The sequence below is a fragment of the Frigidibacter sp. genome, assembly GCF_030695035.1.
GTDB lineage: Bacteria > Pseudomonadota > Alphaproteobacteria > Rhodobacterales > Rhodobacteraceae > Frigidibacter.
Genome location: NZ_JAUYTT010000022.1, coordinates 215062 through 232126, shown reverse-complemented (window position 1 = coordinate 232126; position 17065 = coordinate 215062). Strand labels below are relative to the sequence as shown.

At 67.8% G+C, this 17065-nt stretch carries 12 protein-coding genes; 6 read left to right on the top strand and 6 right to left on the bottom strand.

The features are described 5' to 3' along the window. Positions 1-42: 42 nt before the first annotated feature. The gene (locus tag Q8S30_RS19600; protein ID WP_305667708.1) at positions 43-1065 is read right to left on the bottom strand and encodes a MoxR family ATPase; all 1023 of its coding nucleotides are present in this window, start codon (positions 1063-1065) and stop codon (positions 43-45) included. A 60-nt stretch (positions 1066-1125) separates the two neighbouring features. Between Q8S30_RS19600 and Q8S30_RS19595 the strand changes: the two genes are divergently transcribed. Continuing rightward, a complete protein-coding gene (locus Q8S30_RS19595) occupies positions 1126-1740 on the top strand; it encodes a DUF1285 domain-containing protein (protein WP_305667707.1) in 615 nt (204 codons plus the stop codon). Between the two features lie 82 nt (positions 1741-1822). Here the strand turns inward: Q8S30_RS19595 and Q8S30_RS19590 are convergent, their stop codons facing one another. The 3 genes from Q8S30_RS19590 to Q8S30_RS19580 all read right to left on the bottom strand — a co-directional run bounded on the left by Q8S30_RS19590 (position 1823) and on the right by Q8S30_RS19580 (position 6229). Further along, a complete protein-coding gene (locus tag Q8S30_RS19590) occupies positions 1823-2758 on the bottom strand; it encodes a cation diffusion facilitator family transporter (protein ID WP_305667706.1) in 936 nt (311 codons plus the stop codon). A 344-nt stretch (positions 2759-3102) separates the two neighbouring features. Continuing rightward, positions 3103-5940, bottom strand: a complete 2838-nt coding sequence (gene polA / locus Q8S30_RS19585; protein ID WP_305667705.1) for a DNA polymerase I — start codon at positions 5938-5940, stop codon at positions 3103-3105. Between the two features lie 103 nt (positions 5941-6043). After that, on the bottom strand, positions 6044-6229 hold the full coding sequence (locus Q8S30_RS19580; RefSeq protein ID WP_305667704.1) for a zinc-finger domain-containing protein: 186 nt from the start codon (positions 6227-6229) through the stop codon (positions 6044-6046). Between the two features lie 436 nt (positions 6230-6665). Between Q8S30_RS19580 and Q8S30_RS19575 the strand changes: the two genes are divergently transcribed. Then, entirely contained in the window at positions 6666-7361 is a 696-nt protein-coding gene (locus Q8S30_RS19575) for a fumarylacetoacetate hydrolase family protein (RefSeq protein ID WP_305667703.1), read from the top strand. A 15-nt stretch (positions 7362-7376) separates the two neighbouring features. Then, positions 7377-8081 (top strand): ribonuclease activity regulator RraA, encoded by a 705-nt coding sequence (locus Q8S30_RS19570; RefSeq protein WP_305667702.1) that lies wholly within the window; start codon positions 7377-7379, stop codon positions 8079-8081. Positions 8082-8084: 3 nt separating this feature from the next. Here the strand turns inward: Q8S30_RS19570 and ligD are convergent, their stop codons facing one another. After that, positions 8085-10517, bottom strand: a complete 2433-nt coding sequence (gene ligD, locus Q8S30_RS19565) for a DNA ligase D (RefSeq protein ID WP_305667701.1) — start codon at positions 10515-10517, stop codon at positions 8085-8087. A gap of 5 nt (positions 10518-10522) precedes the next feature. Continuing rightward, positions 10523-11404 (bottom strand): Ku protein, encoded by an 882-nt coding sequence (locus Q8S30_RS19560; RefSeq protein WP_305667700.1) that lies wholly within the window; start codon positions 11402-11404, stop codon positions 10523-10525. A gap of 245 nt (positions 11405-11649) precedes the next feature. Here Q8S30_RS19560 and Q8S30_RS19555 point away from each other — a divergent pair, with 245 nt between their 5' ends. The 3 genes from Q8S30_RS19555 (at position 11650) to Q8S30_RS19545 (ending at position 17063) form a co-directional block, all read left to right on the top strand. Beyond that, complete coding sequence (locus Q8S30_RS19555; RefSeq protein WP_305667699.1) at positions 11650-12816, top strand: efflux RND transporter periplasmic adaptor subunit; 1167 nt, start codon at positions 11650-11652, stop codon at positions 12814-12816. Between the two features lie 9 nt (positions 12817-12825). After that, a complete protein-coding gene (locus Q8S30_RS19550; RefSeq protein WP_305667698.1) occupies positions 12826-16089 on the top strand; it encodes an efflux RND transporter permease subunit in 3264 nt (1087 codons plus the stop codon). A gap of 278 nt (positions 16090-16367) precedes the next feature. Further along, on the top strand, positions 16368-17063 hold the full coding sequence (locus Q8S30_RS19545; RefSeq protein WP_305667697.1) for a gluconate 2-dehydrogenase subunit 3 family protein: 696 nt from the start codon (positions 16368-16370) through the stop codon (positions 17061-17063). Positions 17064-17065: the final 2 nt, after the last annotated feature.

Here is a 17065-nt window from a genome sequence, read left to right as displayed (position 1 = left end):
GGCGGCGGAGGCCGGCCGAGGCGTGCAGGGGCGCGGCTGGGATCACGCCGCCGCCTCGATCCGCGTCACGGTCTCGGTCACGCCGTCGATCAGCTTGCCCAGATCCTCGCCGCGGGCACGGGCGGCAAAGGACAGCGCCATGCGGTGGCTCATGACAGGGCGGGCGAGAGCCGCCACATCCTCGACGCCGGGCGCGAGCCGGCCGTTCAGCAGCGCGCGCGCCCGAACACCCAGCATCAGCGCCTGCGCCGCGCGCGGACCGGGGCCCCAGGCGACGGCAGCCTTGACCCGCTCGCCCGCCTCGGCCTCGCCCGGACGGCAGGCCCGCACCAGATCCAGGATCATCTCGACCACGCTTTCGCCCACGGGCATCCGCCGCACCGTCTGCTGCGCGGCGATCAGGCTGTCGGCGCTGAACACCTGATGGACCTCGGCAGTCTCGGTGCCGGTGGTTGCCAAAAGGATATCGCGCTCGGTGGCGCGGTCGGGGTAATCCACGTCGATCTGCACCAGGAAGCGGTCCAGCTGCGCCTCGGGCAGCGGATAGGTGCCCTCCTGCTCGATGGGGTTCTGGGTGGCGAGCACGTGGAAGGGGCGGCCAAGCGGGCGGTGGATGCCGGCCACGGTGACCTCTTTCTCCTGCATCGCCTGCAGCAGCGCCGACTGGGTCCGCGGGCTGGCGCGGTTGATCTCATCGGCCATCAGCAGCTGGCAGAACACCGGGCCTTCGATGAAGCGGAAGGCGCGGGTGCCATCGGCGGCGGTGTCGAGCACCTCGGAGCCAAGGATATCAGCCGGCATCAGGTCGGGAGTGAACTGGATGCGGCTGGAGTTGAGGCCCATCACCGTCGACAGCGTATCGACCAGCATGGTCTTGCCAAGGCCCGGCAGGCCCACCAGCAGCCCGTGGCCACCGCACAGCAGCGCGGTCAGCACCAGCTCCACCACCTTGTCTTGGCCGATGAAGCGGCGGTCCACCGAAGTGCGCGCCTCGGCCAGACGGTCCGCCAGCTGTTCGATCTCGGCGATCAGTGCAGCGCCCTCGGCATCGGAAAGCCCGGTCATGACATCGCCTCCTTGATGGGTCATAGTCCCACCTTAGCGTAAATGTCCCGACAGGCACCAATGGCAAAAAGAACTGACACAGAAGTGAACGCAGGTGCAGCATCTGGCCCCACCGCCGAGGGGCTGGCAGCCGCGGCACAAAGCGCGGGCAAGAAGGGCCCACCGCCGGTTCACCTGTGGAATCCGCCCTTCTGCGGCGATCTCGACATGGAAATCCGCCGCGACGGGACATGGTTCTACCTTGGCACGCCCATTGGTCGGCCGGCGCTGGTGAAGCTGTTCTCCTCGATCCTGCGGCGCGACGGGGATGCCTATTTTCTGGTCACCCCGGTGGAGAAGGTCGGGATAAGGGTCGAGGATGCGCCCTTCGTCGCCGTGGATGCTGAGGTTTCGGGCGAGGGCCGCGCGCAGGACCTGACCTTCACCACTCATGTCGGCGACACCGTCACCGCCGGGCCGGACCATCCGATCCGGGTAGAGAGGGATGCGGAAACCGGGGAACCCTCGCCCTATGTTCTGGTGCGCGCCAACCTCGACGCGCTGATCGACCGCAAGACCTTCTACCGGCTGGTCGAGCGCGGGGTGCATGAGGACCAGGGCGGCACAAGCTGGTTCGGCCTGTGGTCGGGCGGCGTGTTCTTCAAGGTCATCTCCTCGGCAGAGCTGGAGGGCTGATGTCCCGCTTTGCCGCGAACCTGACGTTCCTGTTTACCGAACTGCCGTTCATGGAGCGGTTCGGGGCCGCCGCCGCACGCGGTTAGGCCTGCTCAGCTGTGCAGCCACCCGCGCAGCCAGAGAGGCGGGTTTCAGCCTCCAGCGTCGCATGGGCCAGCCCGAAATCGGCCCGCAGCATGGCCTTCACGCGGCCCACCACCTCGGCAAAGTCGCGGCCCTCGGCGACCACCAGATGCGCTTCGACGGATGTGCGGCGTTCGTCGATCTGCCACAGATGCAGGTGATGCACCTCCTCCACCCCCTCCTCGGCGGCGATTGCGGCAGCAATCTCGGCCTGCAGCAGGCCGGGCGGCGCGCCCAGCATTAGGATCCGCATCACCGGGGCGATATCCGACAGCACATGCCACAGGATATAGGCCGAGATCCCCAGCGTTATGATCGGATCGACCAGCCACCAGTCATAAAGCAGGATCAGCGTGCCGCCGATCATCACGGCAACCGACGACCCGGCATCGGCAAGGTTGTGCAGGAAGGCGGCACGAATATTGACGCTGTCCTTCGACAGCCGCCAGGTCAGCGCCGCGGTGGCGATGTCGATCACCAGCGCCACGCCCGCAAGGATGACCACGATCCAGCCCAGAACCGGCTGCGGATCGAGCATCCGCATCACCGCCTCATAGGCCAGCCACAGCGAGATCATGATCAGTGTCGTATAGTTGATCAGCGCCGCCACCACCTCGATACGGGCATAGCCGAAGGTCATCGCATCGTCGGCGGGACGCCGGGCCACGCGGCGGGCGGCGAAGGCGATAATCAGCGACACGGCATCGGACAGGTTGTGGACCGCATCGGCAATTAGCGCGACCGAGCCCGAGACGACGCCCCCCGCGATCTGCGCCACCGTCAGCAGCAGGTTGACCGCGACGGCGGCAGCGACCCTGCGGTCGCCAGCGTCGGGTGACAGATGGCTATGGCCGTGGTCGTGGGAATGGCCGTGATGGGAATGGTCATGCGGCATGGGAGCGCTCCGGTCCTGCGGGGGCAGCCTCTGCCGGGCGCGCGGGAAGGTCAAGCGGTGCAAGGTCGCGGGGGGCCAATGCTCCTGCGCTTTACAGGCGTGCCCCCCGGCGCGATCAGGCGACTTGCCAGTGGCAAGTCACCCGCGACGGTTGCCCGGAGGCGCAAGCCGCAGGGCAAGGGGGGTGCGGCTTGGTCCCACGGTTCCAATTTTGATTGACCGCCCCGGTGGGCACGAATGTGCCCGCCCGTGGGGGGCGGGCACATCAGAATTTCGTCGACGGACGAAATTCTGGGCAGCGCGTCATTCAGACCTGCCGCGACTTCAAGACACTCTCGTGCCTCTCAATGCGCCTCGGCCCAGTTCATCCCGTGCCCGGCATCCACCACCAGCGGCACGTCGAGCCAGACGGCGGGATCGGCCGCCCCTTCCATCACCGCGCGGGCGCGGGTGATGAGCGTGTCCACCGCATCCTCGGCCACCTCGAACAGCAATTCGTCATGCACCTGCAGCAGCATCTTGGCCGGCAGGCCCTCGATGGCGGCGGGCATCCGGATCATCGCGCGGCGGATGATGTCGGCGGCAGCCCCCTGGATCGGGGCGTTGATCGCGGCACGGCGGGCAAAGCCGGCGGTCGGGCCGCGCGAGTTGATCTCGGGCGTGTGGATCTTGCGGCCGAAGAGGGTCTGCACGAACCCATGCTCCTTGGCATAGGCGACCGTCGCATCCATGTATTCGCGGATGCCGGGGAAGCGCGCGAAATAGGTGTCGATGAAGGCCTGCGCCTCGGCCCGCGGGATGCGCAGGTTGCGGGCCAGGCCAAAGCCGGAAATGCCGTAGATCACCCCGAAGTTGATCGCCTTGGCCTGCCGGCGCACCGATGGGTCCATCCCCTCCAGCGGCACGTTGAACATCTGGCTGGCGGTCATCGCGTGGATGTCGATCCCCTCGCGGAACGCCTCTTTCAGCGCCGGGATATCCGCCACATGCGCGAGGATGCGCAGCTCGATCTGGCTGTAATCGAGGCTGACCAGCCGGTTGCCGGGCGCGGCCACAAAGGCCTCGCGGATGCGGCGGCCTTCCTCGGTGCGCACCGGGATATTCTGCAGGTTCGGATCGGTCGAGGCGATGCGCCCGGTGTTGGCCCCGGTGATGGAATAGGAGGTGTGAACGCGGCCCGTCTCCGGGTGGATATGGGTCTGCAGCGCATCGGTATAGGTGGATTTCAGCTTGGACAGCTGCCGCCAGTCCAGCACCCGCGCGGGCAGCACGGCGCCCTCGGCCGCCAGATCCTCCAGCACATCGGCCCCCGTGGCATAGGCGCCGGTCTTGCCCTTGACCCCGCCGGGCAGTTCCAGCCGGTCGAACAGGATCTCGCCGAGCTGCTTGGGGCTGCCCACGTTGAAGGACCCGCCCGCAAGCTCGTGAATCTCCGCCTCCAGCCCCGCCATCTTCTGCGCGAAGGCGTTGGACATGCGGCTGAGCGTGTCACGGTCCACCAGCACGCCGGCCATTTCCATGCGCGCCAGCACAGCCACCAGCGGCCGTTCCAGCGTTTCATAGACGGTCGTCACCTGCACCTGATGCAGCTTGGGCTTGAACAGCTGCCACAGGCGCAGCGTCACATCCGCATCCTCGGCGGCATATTTCACCGCCTCGTCGATCGGCACCCGGTCGAAGGTGGTGGCGCCCTTGCCCGACCCCAGCAGCGACTTGATCGGGATCGGGGTGTGGCCAAGGTAGCGGTCCGCCAGCTCATCCATGCCGTGATTGTGCAGGCCCGAATGCATGGCATAGGACATCAGCATCGTGTCATCATAGGGAGCGACGGTGATGCCTTGGGCATAGCCCTCGCCGCGCTGGCGGGCGAAGATCTTGGCATCGTATTTCATGTTATGCCCGATCTTGAGGATCGAAGGATCCTCCAGCACCGGCTTCAGCATCATCAGCGCCTGATCGGCAGTCATCTGCCCGTCAGACAGCTTCTCGGACGCAAACAGATCGCCCCCGCCCTCGCGATGGCAGATCGGCAGATAGGCGGCCTTGCCCGGCTCCACGCACAGCGAAATGCCGACCAGATCGGCGCGCATCTCATCGAGCGCGGTCGTCTCGGTATCCACGGCGACATAGCCGCGGGCATAGATCGCGTCGATCCAGCGGGCGAGCGTCGCCGCATCGCGGATGCACTCATACCCGGCATGGTCGAAGGGCAGCCGCTCCGGCTCGGGCGGGGTGGTGGGCGCATCGTCGGGGTGCGGGGGCGTCGCCACAGGCTCCACCGGCACCGGCGGTGCGACGCCAAGGCTGTCGGCCACCCGCTTGGTCAGGGTGCGGAACTCCATCAGGTTGAGGAAGGTCATCAGCTTTTCGGGGTCCGAGGGTTGGATCTCCAGCTCTTCCAGCGTCTCGGTCAGCGGGGTGTCGCAATCCAGCTCCACGAGGCGCTTCGAGATGCGGATCTGCTCGGAATGGTCCAGCAGCACCTGCCGGCGCTTGGGCTGCGGGATCTCGCTGGCCCGGGCCAGCAGGGTTTCCAGATCGCCAAATTCGCTGATCAGCAGCGCCGCGGTCTTGATGCCGATGCCGGGCGCGCCCGGCACGTTGTCGACGCTGTCGCCGGCCAGCGCCTGCACATCCACCACGCGCTCGGGATAGACGCCGAACTTCTCGAACACCTCCTCGCGGCCGATGCGCTTGTTCTTCATCGGGTCGAGCATCTCGACCCCGTCGCCGACCAGCTGCATCAGGTCCTTGTCCGAGGAGATGATGGTGACCCGCCCCCCAGCCTCGCGCGCCCTGCAGGCATAGGAGGCGATGATGTCATCAGCCTCGTAGCCGTCCGTCTCGATGCAGGCGATGTTGAAGGCCCGCGTCGCCTCGCGCGTCAGCGGGAACTGCGGCTTGAGGTCTTCGGGCAGCTCGGGCCGGTTGGCCTTGTACTTGTCGTAGATCTCGTTGCGGAAGGTCTTCGACGAATAGTCGAAGATCACCGCCACATGCGTTGCTGCATCGGGGCCGGTATTGCTGGCGACATAGCGGAACAGCATGTTGCAGAAGCCCGCCACGGCGCCGACGGGGATGCCGTCGGACTTGCGGGTGAGCGGCGGCAGTGCATGATAGGCTCGGAAGATGAAGGCCGACCCGTCGATCAGGTGCAGGTGGCACCCTTTGCTGAACGTCATCGCGGTGCCTCCATTTGGTCTTCGAACCCGCGGCCGGGCAGGTGTCATCGCACGGGACCGGCCCGGCGTTCAACCGCTTGCAGCGAGCTAGTGGTCGTCGTGCCTAGTGGTCGTCATGGGCGTGGTCGCGGTCCACCACGAACTTCTTGTCGCAATAGCCGCATTCGACATAGCCGGTTTCGAAGGGAATCGTCAGCCAGACGCGCGGATGCCCAAGCGCGCCCTCGCCGCCGTCGCAGGCGACCTTCCAGGTGGTGACGATCTGTGTTTCCGGGGCGTCGATGGTCATCTGCCGGTCCGTTCCTTGGCTGGGCGCGTCGCGCGCGCGTAACTTGTGCTGCAGAATAGCGATTGGCGGGGCGCGGGCAAGACGGGAAGGGTGGAGACTGGCGCTTGACGTCCCTTCAGCGGAAGCGGCGGTTGTGTGCCCTCCCACGGACATCTCAGTGGCGAAGGCCATCGCCTTCGCGACGGCGTGACATCTCAGTTTGCACGGACGGGCCCCCAAAGGGCCCGGACAGCGCCCGCCCCGCCCCCGGCGGGCGCTGCCCTCATTCGGTCTCATGCGGCCGATGGCTCCGGGCGTCAGGTCTCGCACGGGCGGGGCGAGGCAGTGCCTCGCCTGTTCCCGCCCGCCCCAGCCGGTCCGTTTCCCATCCGGTTGACTTGCCCCCACCGATCCCGCCATCTGGCCCCCGACCGATTTGCCCCGGAGGAAACCCGACATGGCCGACACCCCCCGCTACCTCTTCGCCCCCGCGGCCCCAACAGCCCTGCCGGTCGCCGGCACTGACCTCCTCTTCCCCGTCCGTCGCGTCTACTGCGTCGGCCGCAACTACGCCGAGCACGCCCGCGAGATGGGCGGTGACCCGGATGCCGAGCCGCCGTTCTTCTTCCAGAAGAACCAGGACAACCTGTTGACCGACGGGCGCTTCCCCTACCCCACCCTCACAACCGACCTGCATTTCGAGGTGGAACTGGCCGTCGCCCTCCACACCGGTGGCGATGACATCCCCGCCGAATCCGCCCTCGACTGCGTCTTCGGCTATGCCGCCGCGCTCGACATGACCCGCCGCGACCTGCAGGCGCAGGCCAAGAAGGCCGGTCGGCCATGGGAGGCTGCGAAGGCCGCCGAGCACTCCGCCCCCATCGGCCCGCTAAGCCCCGTCGCCGCTGTCGGCCATCTGGACGGCGCCGCGATCACACTCGACGTGAACGGCACCCGGCGCCAGCAGGCGCCGCTGGCCGACATGATCTGGCCGGTCGCGGGCATCATCGCGCATCTCTCGCAGCTCTTCACCCTCGCGCCCGGCGACGTGATCCTGACCGGCACCCCCGCCGGCGTTGGTGCCGTGCAGCGCGGCGACGTGATGGAGGCGCGGGTGGATGGGCTCGCGCCCCTTCGCGTCGAAGTCGTATAAACCAAGGAGCCCCCGATGGCACTCGACCCCAAGACCGTGGAGATCCTCAAGGGCGTCTCCACCGCCACCCTCACCACCGTGCTGCTGAAGAAGGGCCTGCGCAACGTCTGGATGCGCGGCACCAAGCCGATCCGGCCGGGCCAGCCGCGGATGGTGGGCGAGGCCTTCACCCTGCGCTTCGTGCCGGCGCGCGAAGACCTCGCCACCCCCGCCAGCTGGGCCTCCCCTATCTCCACCCGCGCCGCCATCGAGGCGATGCCCGAGGGCTGCATCGCGGTGGCCGATGCGATGGGCGTGCTGGATGCCGGGATCTTCGGCGACATCCTCTGCGCGCGGATGGCCAAGCGGGGCGTGGCCGCGCTGGTGACGGACGGGGTGATGCGCGACGCGGTGGGCGTGCTGGGAACCGGCCTGCCGGTCTGGTGCGACGGCATCGCCGCGCCGCCCTCGGTCGCGGGCCTCACCTTCGTCGGCTGGCAGGAGCCCATCGCCTGCGGCGGCGTTGCGGTGTTCCCCGGGGACACGGTAGTGGTGGATGAGGATGGCGCGGTGCTGATTCCCGCAGCCTATCTGGATGCCGTTCTGGCCGAGGCGCCGGAACAGGAGCAGATGGAGGCCTGGATCATGACGGAAGTGGACCGCGGCATCCCCCTGCCCGGGCTCTACCCGATGAACGAGGACACCAAGGCCCGCTATCAGGCCTGGAAAGACGCACAGTAAGCCTCAGCCCTGCTTGCCCCGCAGCGCCTCGAGCCGGGCCAGTACCGGCTCCCCCAGCGTGGCATCGGCGGGCAGGGTCAGGTCGGACCAGCTGCGCTCCTGCGCCGCCTTCATGCCGAAGCCATCGGCGCGGCGCAGTTTTGCCAGTTCGTCCCAGCTGACCGGCACCGCCACAGGCGCGCCGGGGCGGGCGCGGACCGAGAAGGGCGCAATCGCCGTCGCCCCGCGTTCGTTGCGCAGCCAGTCGATGAAGATCCGCCCCTTGCGTGCTGCCTTCGCCATCGTCGCGGTGTAGCGGTCGGGCTGGGCGCTCGCCAGCAGCGTGGCAAACAGCTGCGCGAAAAGCTTGACCGTGTCCCAGCCCGCCGTGCGGCGCAGCGGCACGATCACATGCACGCCCTTGCCGCCCGACACCATCGGCCACGACCCAAGCCCCAGATCCTCCAGCTTGTCGCGCAGGTCGAACGCCCCGCGACGCACAGCGGCAAAGCCAAGCCCCTCATCGGGGTCGAGGTCGAAGACCAGCCGCTCCGGCCGGTCCAGCCGGTCCCGCCGCGCGCCCCAGGGGTGGAACTCCACCGTCCCCATCTGCGCTGCGCCGACCAGCCCCTCGGCATCGGACAGGTAGATATACTCCTCGGTCCCGCCATCCTTCTCCTCGATGGGCAGGCTGCGGATCGCGCTTGGAAAGCCCTTTCCGGCGTGTTTCTGGAAGAACCGCTCGCCCTCCAGCCCACTTGGCAGACGCAGCAGAGAGGCGGGGCGGTCAGCCAGCGTCGGCAATATCCGGTCCGCCATCGCGTCGTAGTAGCGGGCGAGGTCGAGCTTGGTGGTCTTGGGTTTGGGAAAGATCACGCGGTCCGGGCTGCTGATGCCGATACCGCGGACCAGCGGGCGATCTCCTGACGCGGTTTCGGTTTCCATCTGCACCTCCATCGCCGGCTTGTCCTCGCGCAGCGCCACAAAGCGCGCGTGGCGCAGGCGGCCCTCGGGGGTGACCTCGGCATAGACGACCTCTGCCACCAGCTTGGGGTCGACCCATTTGGCCCCCCGCGTCTCCGCCGGAGCCTTTTCCAGCGGCGATTTCGGCCGGGCCAGCGCTGTCAACTGTTCCGCAATGTCCTGCTGCGCGGCATCGTCGAAGCCAGTGCCGACCTTGCCGCGATAGACCAGCTGTCCGCCCTCACGCGTGGCCAGCAGCAGCGAGGCGAAGGGCCGCCCGCGCTTGTCGCTGGGCTGGTAGCCGCAGATCACGAACTCCGCCCGGCGGCTGCATTTCACTTTCAGCCAGGCGGTCGACCGCCCCCCGCGCCAGGGCGCATCGGCGAGCTTGGAGATGATCCCCTCTCCCCCCGCCGCGCAGATCGCCTCCAGCACTGGCGCGGCATCGCCCTCGATGGCGGGGGAGAGCTGCACGAGGCCCCGGGCCGGCACCTCCTCCAGCAACGTCTCCAGCGCCACGCGGCGCTCGATCTGCGGCAGGGGCGCAAGGTCGGTGCCGTTGAGGTACAGAAGGTCGAAGGCATAGAACACGAACGGCCCGCCCTCCTTGATCGCCGCCTGCAAGGCCGCAAAGCCCTGCAACCCCGCGCCCGCCACGATCTCGCCGTCGATCAGCGCGGTATCGGCGGTAAGCTCGGCGAGCGTGGGCAGCAGCGGCGCGAATTTGTCGGACCAGTCGAGCCCGCTGCGGGTGTAGATCTGCACGCCGCCGCGCCCGAGGGCGATTTGCGCGCGGTAGCCGTCATGCTTGACCTCATGCAGCCAGGCCTCGCCCTCGGGCAGGTCCTTCACCGCGGTGGCAAGCTGCGGCGCGCGGAAGCGCGGCGTCGCGCTCTTGCGCTTGGGGCCAAACGGGACAGAGGGGCCGCCCGCAGTGATCCCGGGCAGGTCGCGCCCGGTGGCAACGCTGGTCATGTGCCGGTCCACCCGCTGGCTCTCGATGGCCGCGGCATCCCGGTCCTTCACCATAAGCCAGTTCTCGCGGTCCTTGTCGCCCGCCCGCTTCCCCTTCATCCGCACCAGGGACCAGTTGCCGGTGTTCCGCCGGCCATGCAGCGCGAAATGCAGGTGGCCCTCGGCCAGACCGTCAGCCACATCGTGGAAGGGCTGCCAATGGCCGATGTCCCAGAGCATGACGGTGCCGGCGCCGTAATTGCCCTTGGGGATCACGCCCTCGAAGGTCAGATAGCTGAGCGGGTGGTCCTCGGTCCTGACCGCCAGCCGCTTGTCGGCAGGGTCGGCCGAGGGGCCGCGGGTCACCGCCCAACTCAGCAGCACGCCTTGCCATTCCAGCCGCAGATCCCAGTGCAGCCGCGTCGCGTCATGCTTCTGCATCGAATAGCGCAGGGCGGTGGCGCTGGATTGGCCGGGATCGGCAGGCTCGGGCGTCTGCCCGAAATCGCGCTTGCCGTGATAGCTGTCCAGCAGGCCCATCGCCGTCAGGCCGATTTGGGTTTGCGGGCGGGCTTGGCGGCAGGTTTCGCGGCGGGCTTGCGCGTGGCCTTCGGCTTCACGTCTGCCTCCTTGCCGCCGCTGGCCTTCAGGCTCTGCCGCAGCGCCTCCATCAGGTCGACCACATTCTCACCCTTCGGCCGCGCTGCATCCTCGCCAGCTGCCGAACGCGGGGTCTTCTTGTTCTTGCGCTTGGCCTCGATCAACTCGCGCAGGGCAATGTCATAGTGGTCCTTGAACGCCTTGGCGTCAAAAGGGGCGGTCTTGCGGTCGATCAGCTGGGTCGCGACGGCCAGCAGATCCGCATCCGCCGGCTCGTCCTCGATCTGCGAGAAGAGCGGCGCGGCGGAGCGGATTTCATCGGCATAATACAGCGTCTCCATCAGCAGCCCGTCGCCGCAGGGACGGATGGCGCAGAGAGCCTCTTTCCCGCGCATGGTCAGCTGGCCAAGGCCGACCTTGCCCGCCTTGCGCAAGGCATCGCGGACCACGCGGTAGGCATCCTCGGCCAGCTCATCGGTCGGCACGACGTAATAGGGCTTGTCGTAGTACAGCGGCGGGATCTCGTCCACGCCGACGAACTGCACCAGCTCGAAGGTCTTCTTCGTCTCCAGCTTGATCGCGTCGATCTCTTCGGGCTGCAGCAGCAGGTACTCATCCCCCGGCAGCTCATAGCCCTTCAGGATATCGGCGGTATCAATCGGCCCCATGCCCGGCACGGTCTTCTCATACTTCACCGCCTTGCCTGATGGCCCGTGGATCTGGCGGAAGCTGACCCGCGCGCCCGGCTGGGTCGCGCTGTGAATCTCGACCGCGATAGACACCAGCGACAGCCGCAACTGGCCCTTCCACACTGCGCGCGATGCCATGTCATCCTCCGGTTGCAAGATCGGCCCCAACGCTTCTGCCCGGCCCTTGGGTCCGGCGCGGACGCGATATTCCCGAACCTGACGCCAAGCTGACGCTACGTCGCCCCCCGCCTACAGCGCCAACCAGCACAAGAAAGCTTGCGCCACGCAACGCGGTGACAATCATTCCGGCTGACTATCGGCCCGCCTCCCCTATATTCCGTCTGTTGCTGTCGTTGCCCGCCCTCCGTTGCCCAGGACCCCCCATGCCGCGACTGTCCCTGCTTGTCCTTGCCCTTGTCCCGTTCGGGCTCGCGCTGCCGCATACGCTGATGGCGCAGCAGGCCGCGCCCGAGATTGCCCTGCCGGCGATCACCGTCACCACGGTGGGCAAGGCCGTGCTGCGTGACCGGGTCATCGCCTCGGGTCTCGTCACCCCGGTGGAGGTGGTTCAGGTGCAACCGCTGATCGAGGGCCAGCCGATCGAGGCGCTGCTGGTCGATGTGGGCGATACCGTGGAAAAGGGCCAGCCGCTGGCCCGGCTTTCGGATACTGCGCTGACCCTGAACAAGGGCCAGCTGGAGGCCAGCCGCGCCGCCGCGCTCGCGTCCATCGCGCAGGCCGAGGCACAGCGGGTTGAGGCGCAAAGCTCTGCCGATGAGGCGGTGCGCGTCCGCGACCGTGCCCAGCAACTGCGCACGCAGGGCTCTGGCACGCAGGCGCTGGCAGATCAGGCCGACGCGCAGGCGGCTTCTGCACTGGCGCGGGTGACGGCGGCTGAGCAGGGCGCAAGGGCGGCAGAGGCGCAGCGCGATCAGGTCACCGCCCAGATAGCCGATATCGACCTGCAGCTGCAGCGCACGCTGGTGATCGCGCCGGTTGCCGGCCTCGTCACCGCCCGCAACGCGCAGGTCGGCGCCATCGCCAGCGCTGCCGGGCAGCCGATGTTCACGCTGATCCGGGATGGCCTGCTGGAGCTGCATGCCGATGTCGCCGAACGCGACGTGCTGCGGCTGGCACCCGGGCAACCCGCCAGCCTGCGCGCCGCCGGGCTGGCTGAACCGCTGACCGGCAAGGTGCGGATGGTCGAACCCACCGTCGACACCGCCTCCCGCCTTGGCCGGGTGCGCATCGCCATCGATGCGCCAGAGCGTCTGCGCGCGGGCATGTTCGCCGAGGCAGAGGTTCTGGTGGCCGAGCGCGAGGCTCTGGCGGTCCCGGTCGCCGCCATGGGCGCCGCCGAGGTGCTGCGCGTCACCGCAGGCGGCACGGTAGAGCAGGCGCCCGTCACCACCGGCATCCGCGATGGCGGGCTGATCGAGATCACCTCGGGCCTGTTCGCGGGCGAGGTCATCGTGGCCCGCGCAGGGGCCTTCGTGCGGCCGGGCGACCGGATCAACCCGGTGCCTGTGGGCACCGATGCCACGCAATAGGGGCAAGCGATGAACTTCTCCGCCTGGTCCATCCGCAACCCCATCGCGCCGCTGCTGGCCTTCGTGCTGCTGATGGTCCTGGGCTGGCAATCCTTCAACGCGCTGCCCATCACCCGCTTCCCCAATATCGACGTACCGCTGGTCGCCGTCACCGTCACGCAGGCGGGGGCCGCCCCGGCGGAACTGGAAACCCAGATCACCAAGGAAATCGAGGATGCGGTAGCGGGCATCACCGGGGTGAAGAACATCCTGTCGACCGTGTCGGATGGCGTCTCCACCACTTCGGTCGAGTTCCGCATGGAAGTGCCGACCGACAAGGCCGTGCAGGACACCAAGGACGCCATCGACCAGATCCTTGGCGACCTGCCGGGTGACGTCGATGCCCCCATCGTCACAAGGATCGACGTGGAGGGGCAGGCGATCATGACCTTCGCCGTCGCCTCGCCGGGGATGACCATCGAGGAGCTGTCCTGGTTCGTCGATGACCGGGTGAAGCGCAGCCTGCAGGGGCAGGTCGGGGTGGGCCGCATCGACCGCTATGGCGGTGCCGACCGCGAGATAAGGCTGGAGCTGGACCCCGCGCGCCTGAACAGCCTCGGCATCACCGCGGCGACCGTCAGCCAGCAGCTGCGCGCCACCAATGCCGATCTGGGCGCCGGGCGCAGCGAGCTTGGCGGCGGCGAGCAGGCCATCCGCCTTCTGGGCGACGCGCAGGCCGCGGCGGCACTGGCTGAGACGACCATTGCCCTGCCCTCGGGCCGGTTCGTGAAGGTGTCAGACCTTGGCGAGGTGGTGGATACCTACGAGGAACTCCGCTCGTTCAGCCGGTACAATGGCGAGCAGGTGGTGACATTCGCCGTGTTCCGCGCCAAGGGCGCGTCAGAGGTCAGCGTGGCCGAGATCGTGGAGGAAAACCTCGCGAGCTTGCGCGCCGAGAACCCCGACATCCAGATCACCCCCGTCGATGACACCGTGCACTACACCTATGGCAACTACGAATCTGCCCTGCACACCCTGATCGAGGGCGCGATTCTGGCGGTGCTGGTGGTGCTGGCCTTCCTGCGCAACTGGCGCGCGACGCTGATCGCCGCGGTGGCGCTGCCGCTGTCGGCGGTGCCGACCTTCTGGGTGATGGACCTTCTGGGCTTCTCGCTGAACCTCGTCAGCTTCCTTGCCATCACGCTCGCCACCGGCATCCTCGTCGATGATGCCATCGTCGAGATCGAGAACATCGCCCGCCATATCCAGATGGGCAAGACGCCCTACCGCGCGTCGATTGACGCTGCAGATGAGATTGGCCTCGCGGTGATCGCGACCACGCTGACCATTGTCGCAGTCTTCGTGCCGGTGTCGTTCATGCCCGGCATTCCGGGGCAGTATTTCAGCCAGTTCGGGATGACGGTCGCCATTTCGGTGCTGTTCTCTCTGCTCGTGGCGCGGCTGATCACTCCGATGATGGCCGCCTATCTGATGCGCCCGTCCGATGCCCATCATGGCGATGACCGGGAAGGGCCGATCATGCGCGGCTACACCGCCGTCGTGAAGGGTACGATGCGGATGCGTTACCTGACGCTGGTCGCCGCGCTTGGCGTTCTGGCCGTGTCGGTGTTCTTCATGCAGCGGATTCCCGGCAGCTTCATGCCGCCCGAGGATGTCAGCCGGATTTCCATCAGCGTCGAGCTGCCGCCCGGATCCTCGCTGGAGGATACCGACCGCAGCACCGAGGCGATGCGCGCGGTGATTGCCGAGGTCGAAGGCGTGCGCGACGTGTTCGTGCTGGGGGGCTCGTCGCCCACGGGCGAGATGGACATCCGCCGTGCCGCCGTCAGCGTTCTGCTGGACCGGCTCGATCATTCGTTGCTGAACCGTCTGGCAGAGATCGGCCATGGCATTCCCGGCCTTGGCCGGATGATCCCGCCGGTGCAGTCGGACGGCCGCACCCGCGCGCAGGCCGAGATCGAGACCGAGATCTTCGCCAAGCTGGCCGCGATCCCCGACCTGCGCACCTATAAGCTGAATGACCGCGGCGAGCGCGACCTGACCTTCTCTGTTCTGGCCCAGAATGAGGCGGACCTGAACATCGCCGTGGCCCGGCTGGAAACCGCGCTGCGCGGCGATCCCTTGCTGGCCAATGTCGCCGCCACCGGCGCGCTGCCGCGGCCCGAGGTGCAGATCCGCCCCCGCAGCGACGAGGCGGCACGGCTTGGCATCTCGACCAGCGCCATGGCCGAAACGGTGCGGGTGGCGACGATTGGCGACTATGATGCGGCGCTGGCGAAGGTGGCGGTCGATGATCGGCTGATCCCGGTGCGGGTGCAGCTGACGGACCGCGTGAAGGACGATCTGGCCAGCATCGGCGCGCTGCGGGTGGCCACCGCCGCGGGCGGCAGCGTGCCGCTGAACGCGGTGGCCGACATCACCGTCTCGCAGGGGCCAAGCGCGATCAACCGCCTGAATCGCGAGCGGCGCGCGACAATCGGCGCCAACCTCCCAGAGGGCGTGGCGCTGGACACCGCCAGCGCCCGCTTCCGCGAGATCGCCGCGGGGGTGGAGCTTCCGGCCGGGGCGCGGATCGCAGAATCCGGCGATGCCGAGGTGCAGCAGGAGCTGGTTGCAAGCTTCGGCAACGCTATGATCCTGGGGTTGATGCTGGTGTTGACGGTGCTGATCTTGCTGTTCAAAAGCGTGATCCAGCCCTTCACTATCCTGTTCTCGCTGCCGCTGGCCATCGGCGGCGTCGCGGCGGCGCTGATCGTCACCGGCAGCCCGGTGTCGATGCCGGTGCTGATCGGCATCCTGATGCTGATGGGGATCGTCACCAAGAACGCCATCTTGCTGGTGGATTTCGCCATCGAGATGCGCGCGCAGGGCATGAACCGCTTCGACGCGATGGTCGAGGCCGGCCGTAAGCGGGCGCAACCCATCGTGATGACCTCGATCGCCATGTCGGCCGGGATGCTGCCCTCGGCACTTGGCGTGGGAGAGGGCGGCTCGTTCCGCGCGCCGATGGCGACGGCGGTGATCGGCGGCATCATCGTCTCCACCGTCCTCAGCCTTGTGATCGTGCCCTCGTTCTTCCTGATCATGGATGACCTCTCATGGCTTCTCGGCCGGATCTTCGGCGGCCTGGTCGGCAAGAAGGAAGAGGAACCAGAGGCCCCCGATCCGGCCCGCATGGATGCGGATCTGAAGGCGCAGGCGGCGCGGCTGGACAAGCTGGAAACCGGCGGCGCGCCCGGCAAGGGCGACGATCTGCGCCACGCCGCTGAATAGGCGGGACAAAGTTCCTCACGCTTCCGTCACTTTTCCCGGAACGATCCTGCCCCTGCCCGGTTGACCCCCTGAACAAGGCGGGAGTCCGCAGGATGCGACACGCGACAGCACGGCCCGCAACCATGGCTTGCGGTGCGCCGCAATCCCGGCGCCCGTGTTGCCTGCCCCTCCCCTTCCCCGCCCTGCCCTTCCTCGATCCGGGATAAGCCGCGCCGCCGCAGCAGCGCCCGGGAACACCCGTTCCCCAGACAGCCACGGACAAGATCGAGGACAGACCCATGCCATTGCCAGACTGGAAGACAACCCGCCGCGGATTCCTGGGAGGGGGCGCCGGTGCCGCCGCGCTGACGGCGATGGCCGTGCCGCTCAACGCGCAATCGCCCGAGCCGGAGCCGCTGGAGAATTACGCGCCCGAATACTTCACCGCCGAGGAATGGCAATTCGTGATGGCCGCCACCGCGCTGCTGATCCCCTCGGGCCCGACGCCCGGCGCCATCGAGACGCGGGTGCCGGTGTTCATCGACCTGCAACTCGCCAGCGAATTTGGCACCGCCGATGACTGGTACATGGCAGGCCCGCACGACGCGGGTGCCGACCCCCTGCTGGGCTGGCAATCGCCCCTGACCCCGGCCGAGATCTACCGCGAGGGCATCGCCGCGCTGAACGCCTGGTGCGAGCAGACGCACGAGGCCCCCTTCGCCGAACTGCTGCCGCAAACTCAGCAAGAGGTGCTGATCGCGCTGGACGAGGATGAAGTGCCCTTGCCGCCCGAGCTGCGCGGCCTGTTCGAGCTGCTGCTGCAGAACACCAAGGAAGGCTTCTTCGCCGACCCGAAATACGGCGGCAACCACCGCATGGCGGGCTGGACCCATATCGGCTTCCCGGGCGCGCGGGCCAGCTATCTGGAATGGGTGGACAAGCACAACGTGCCCTACCCGCTGGGGCCGGTGGCAATTTCGGGCGAGAGGGGCTGATC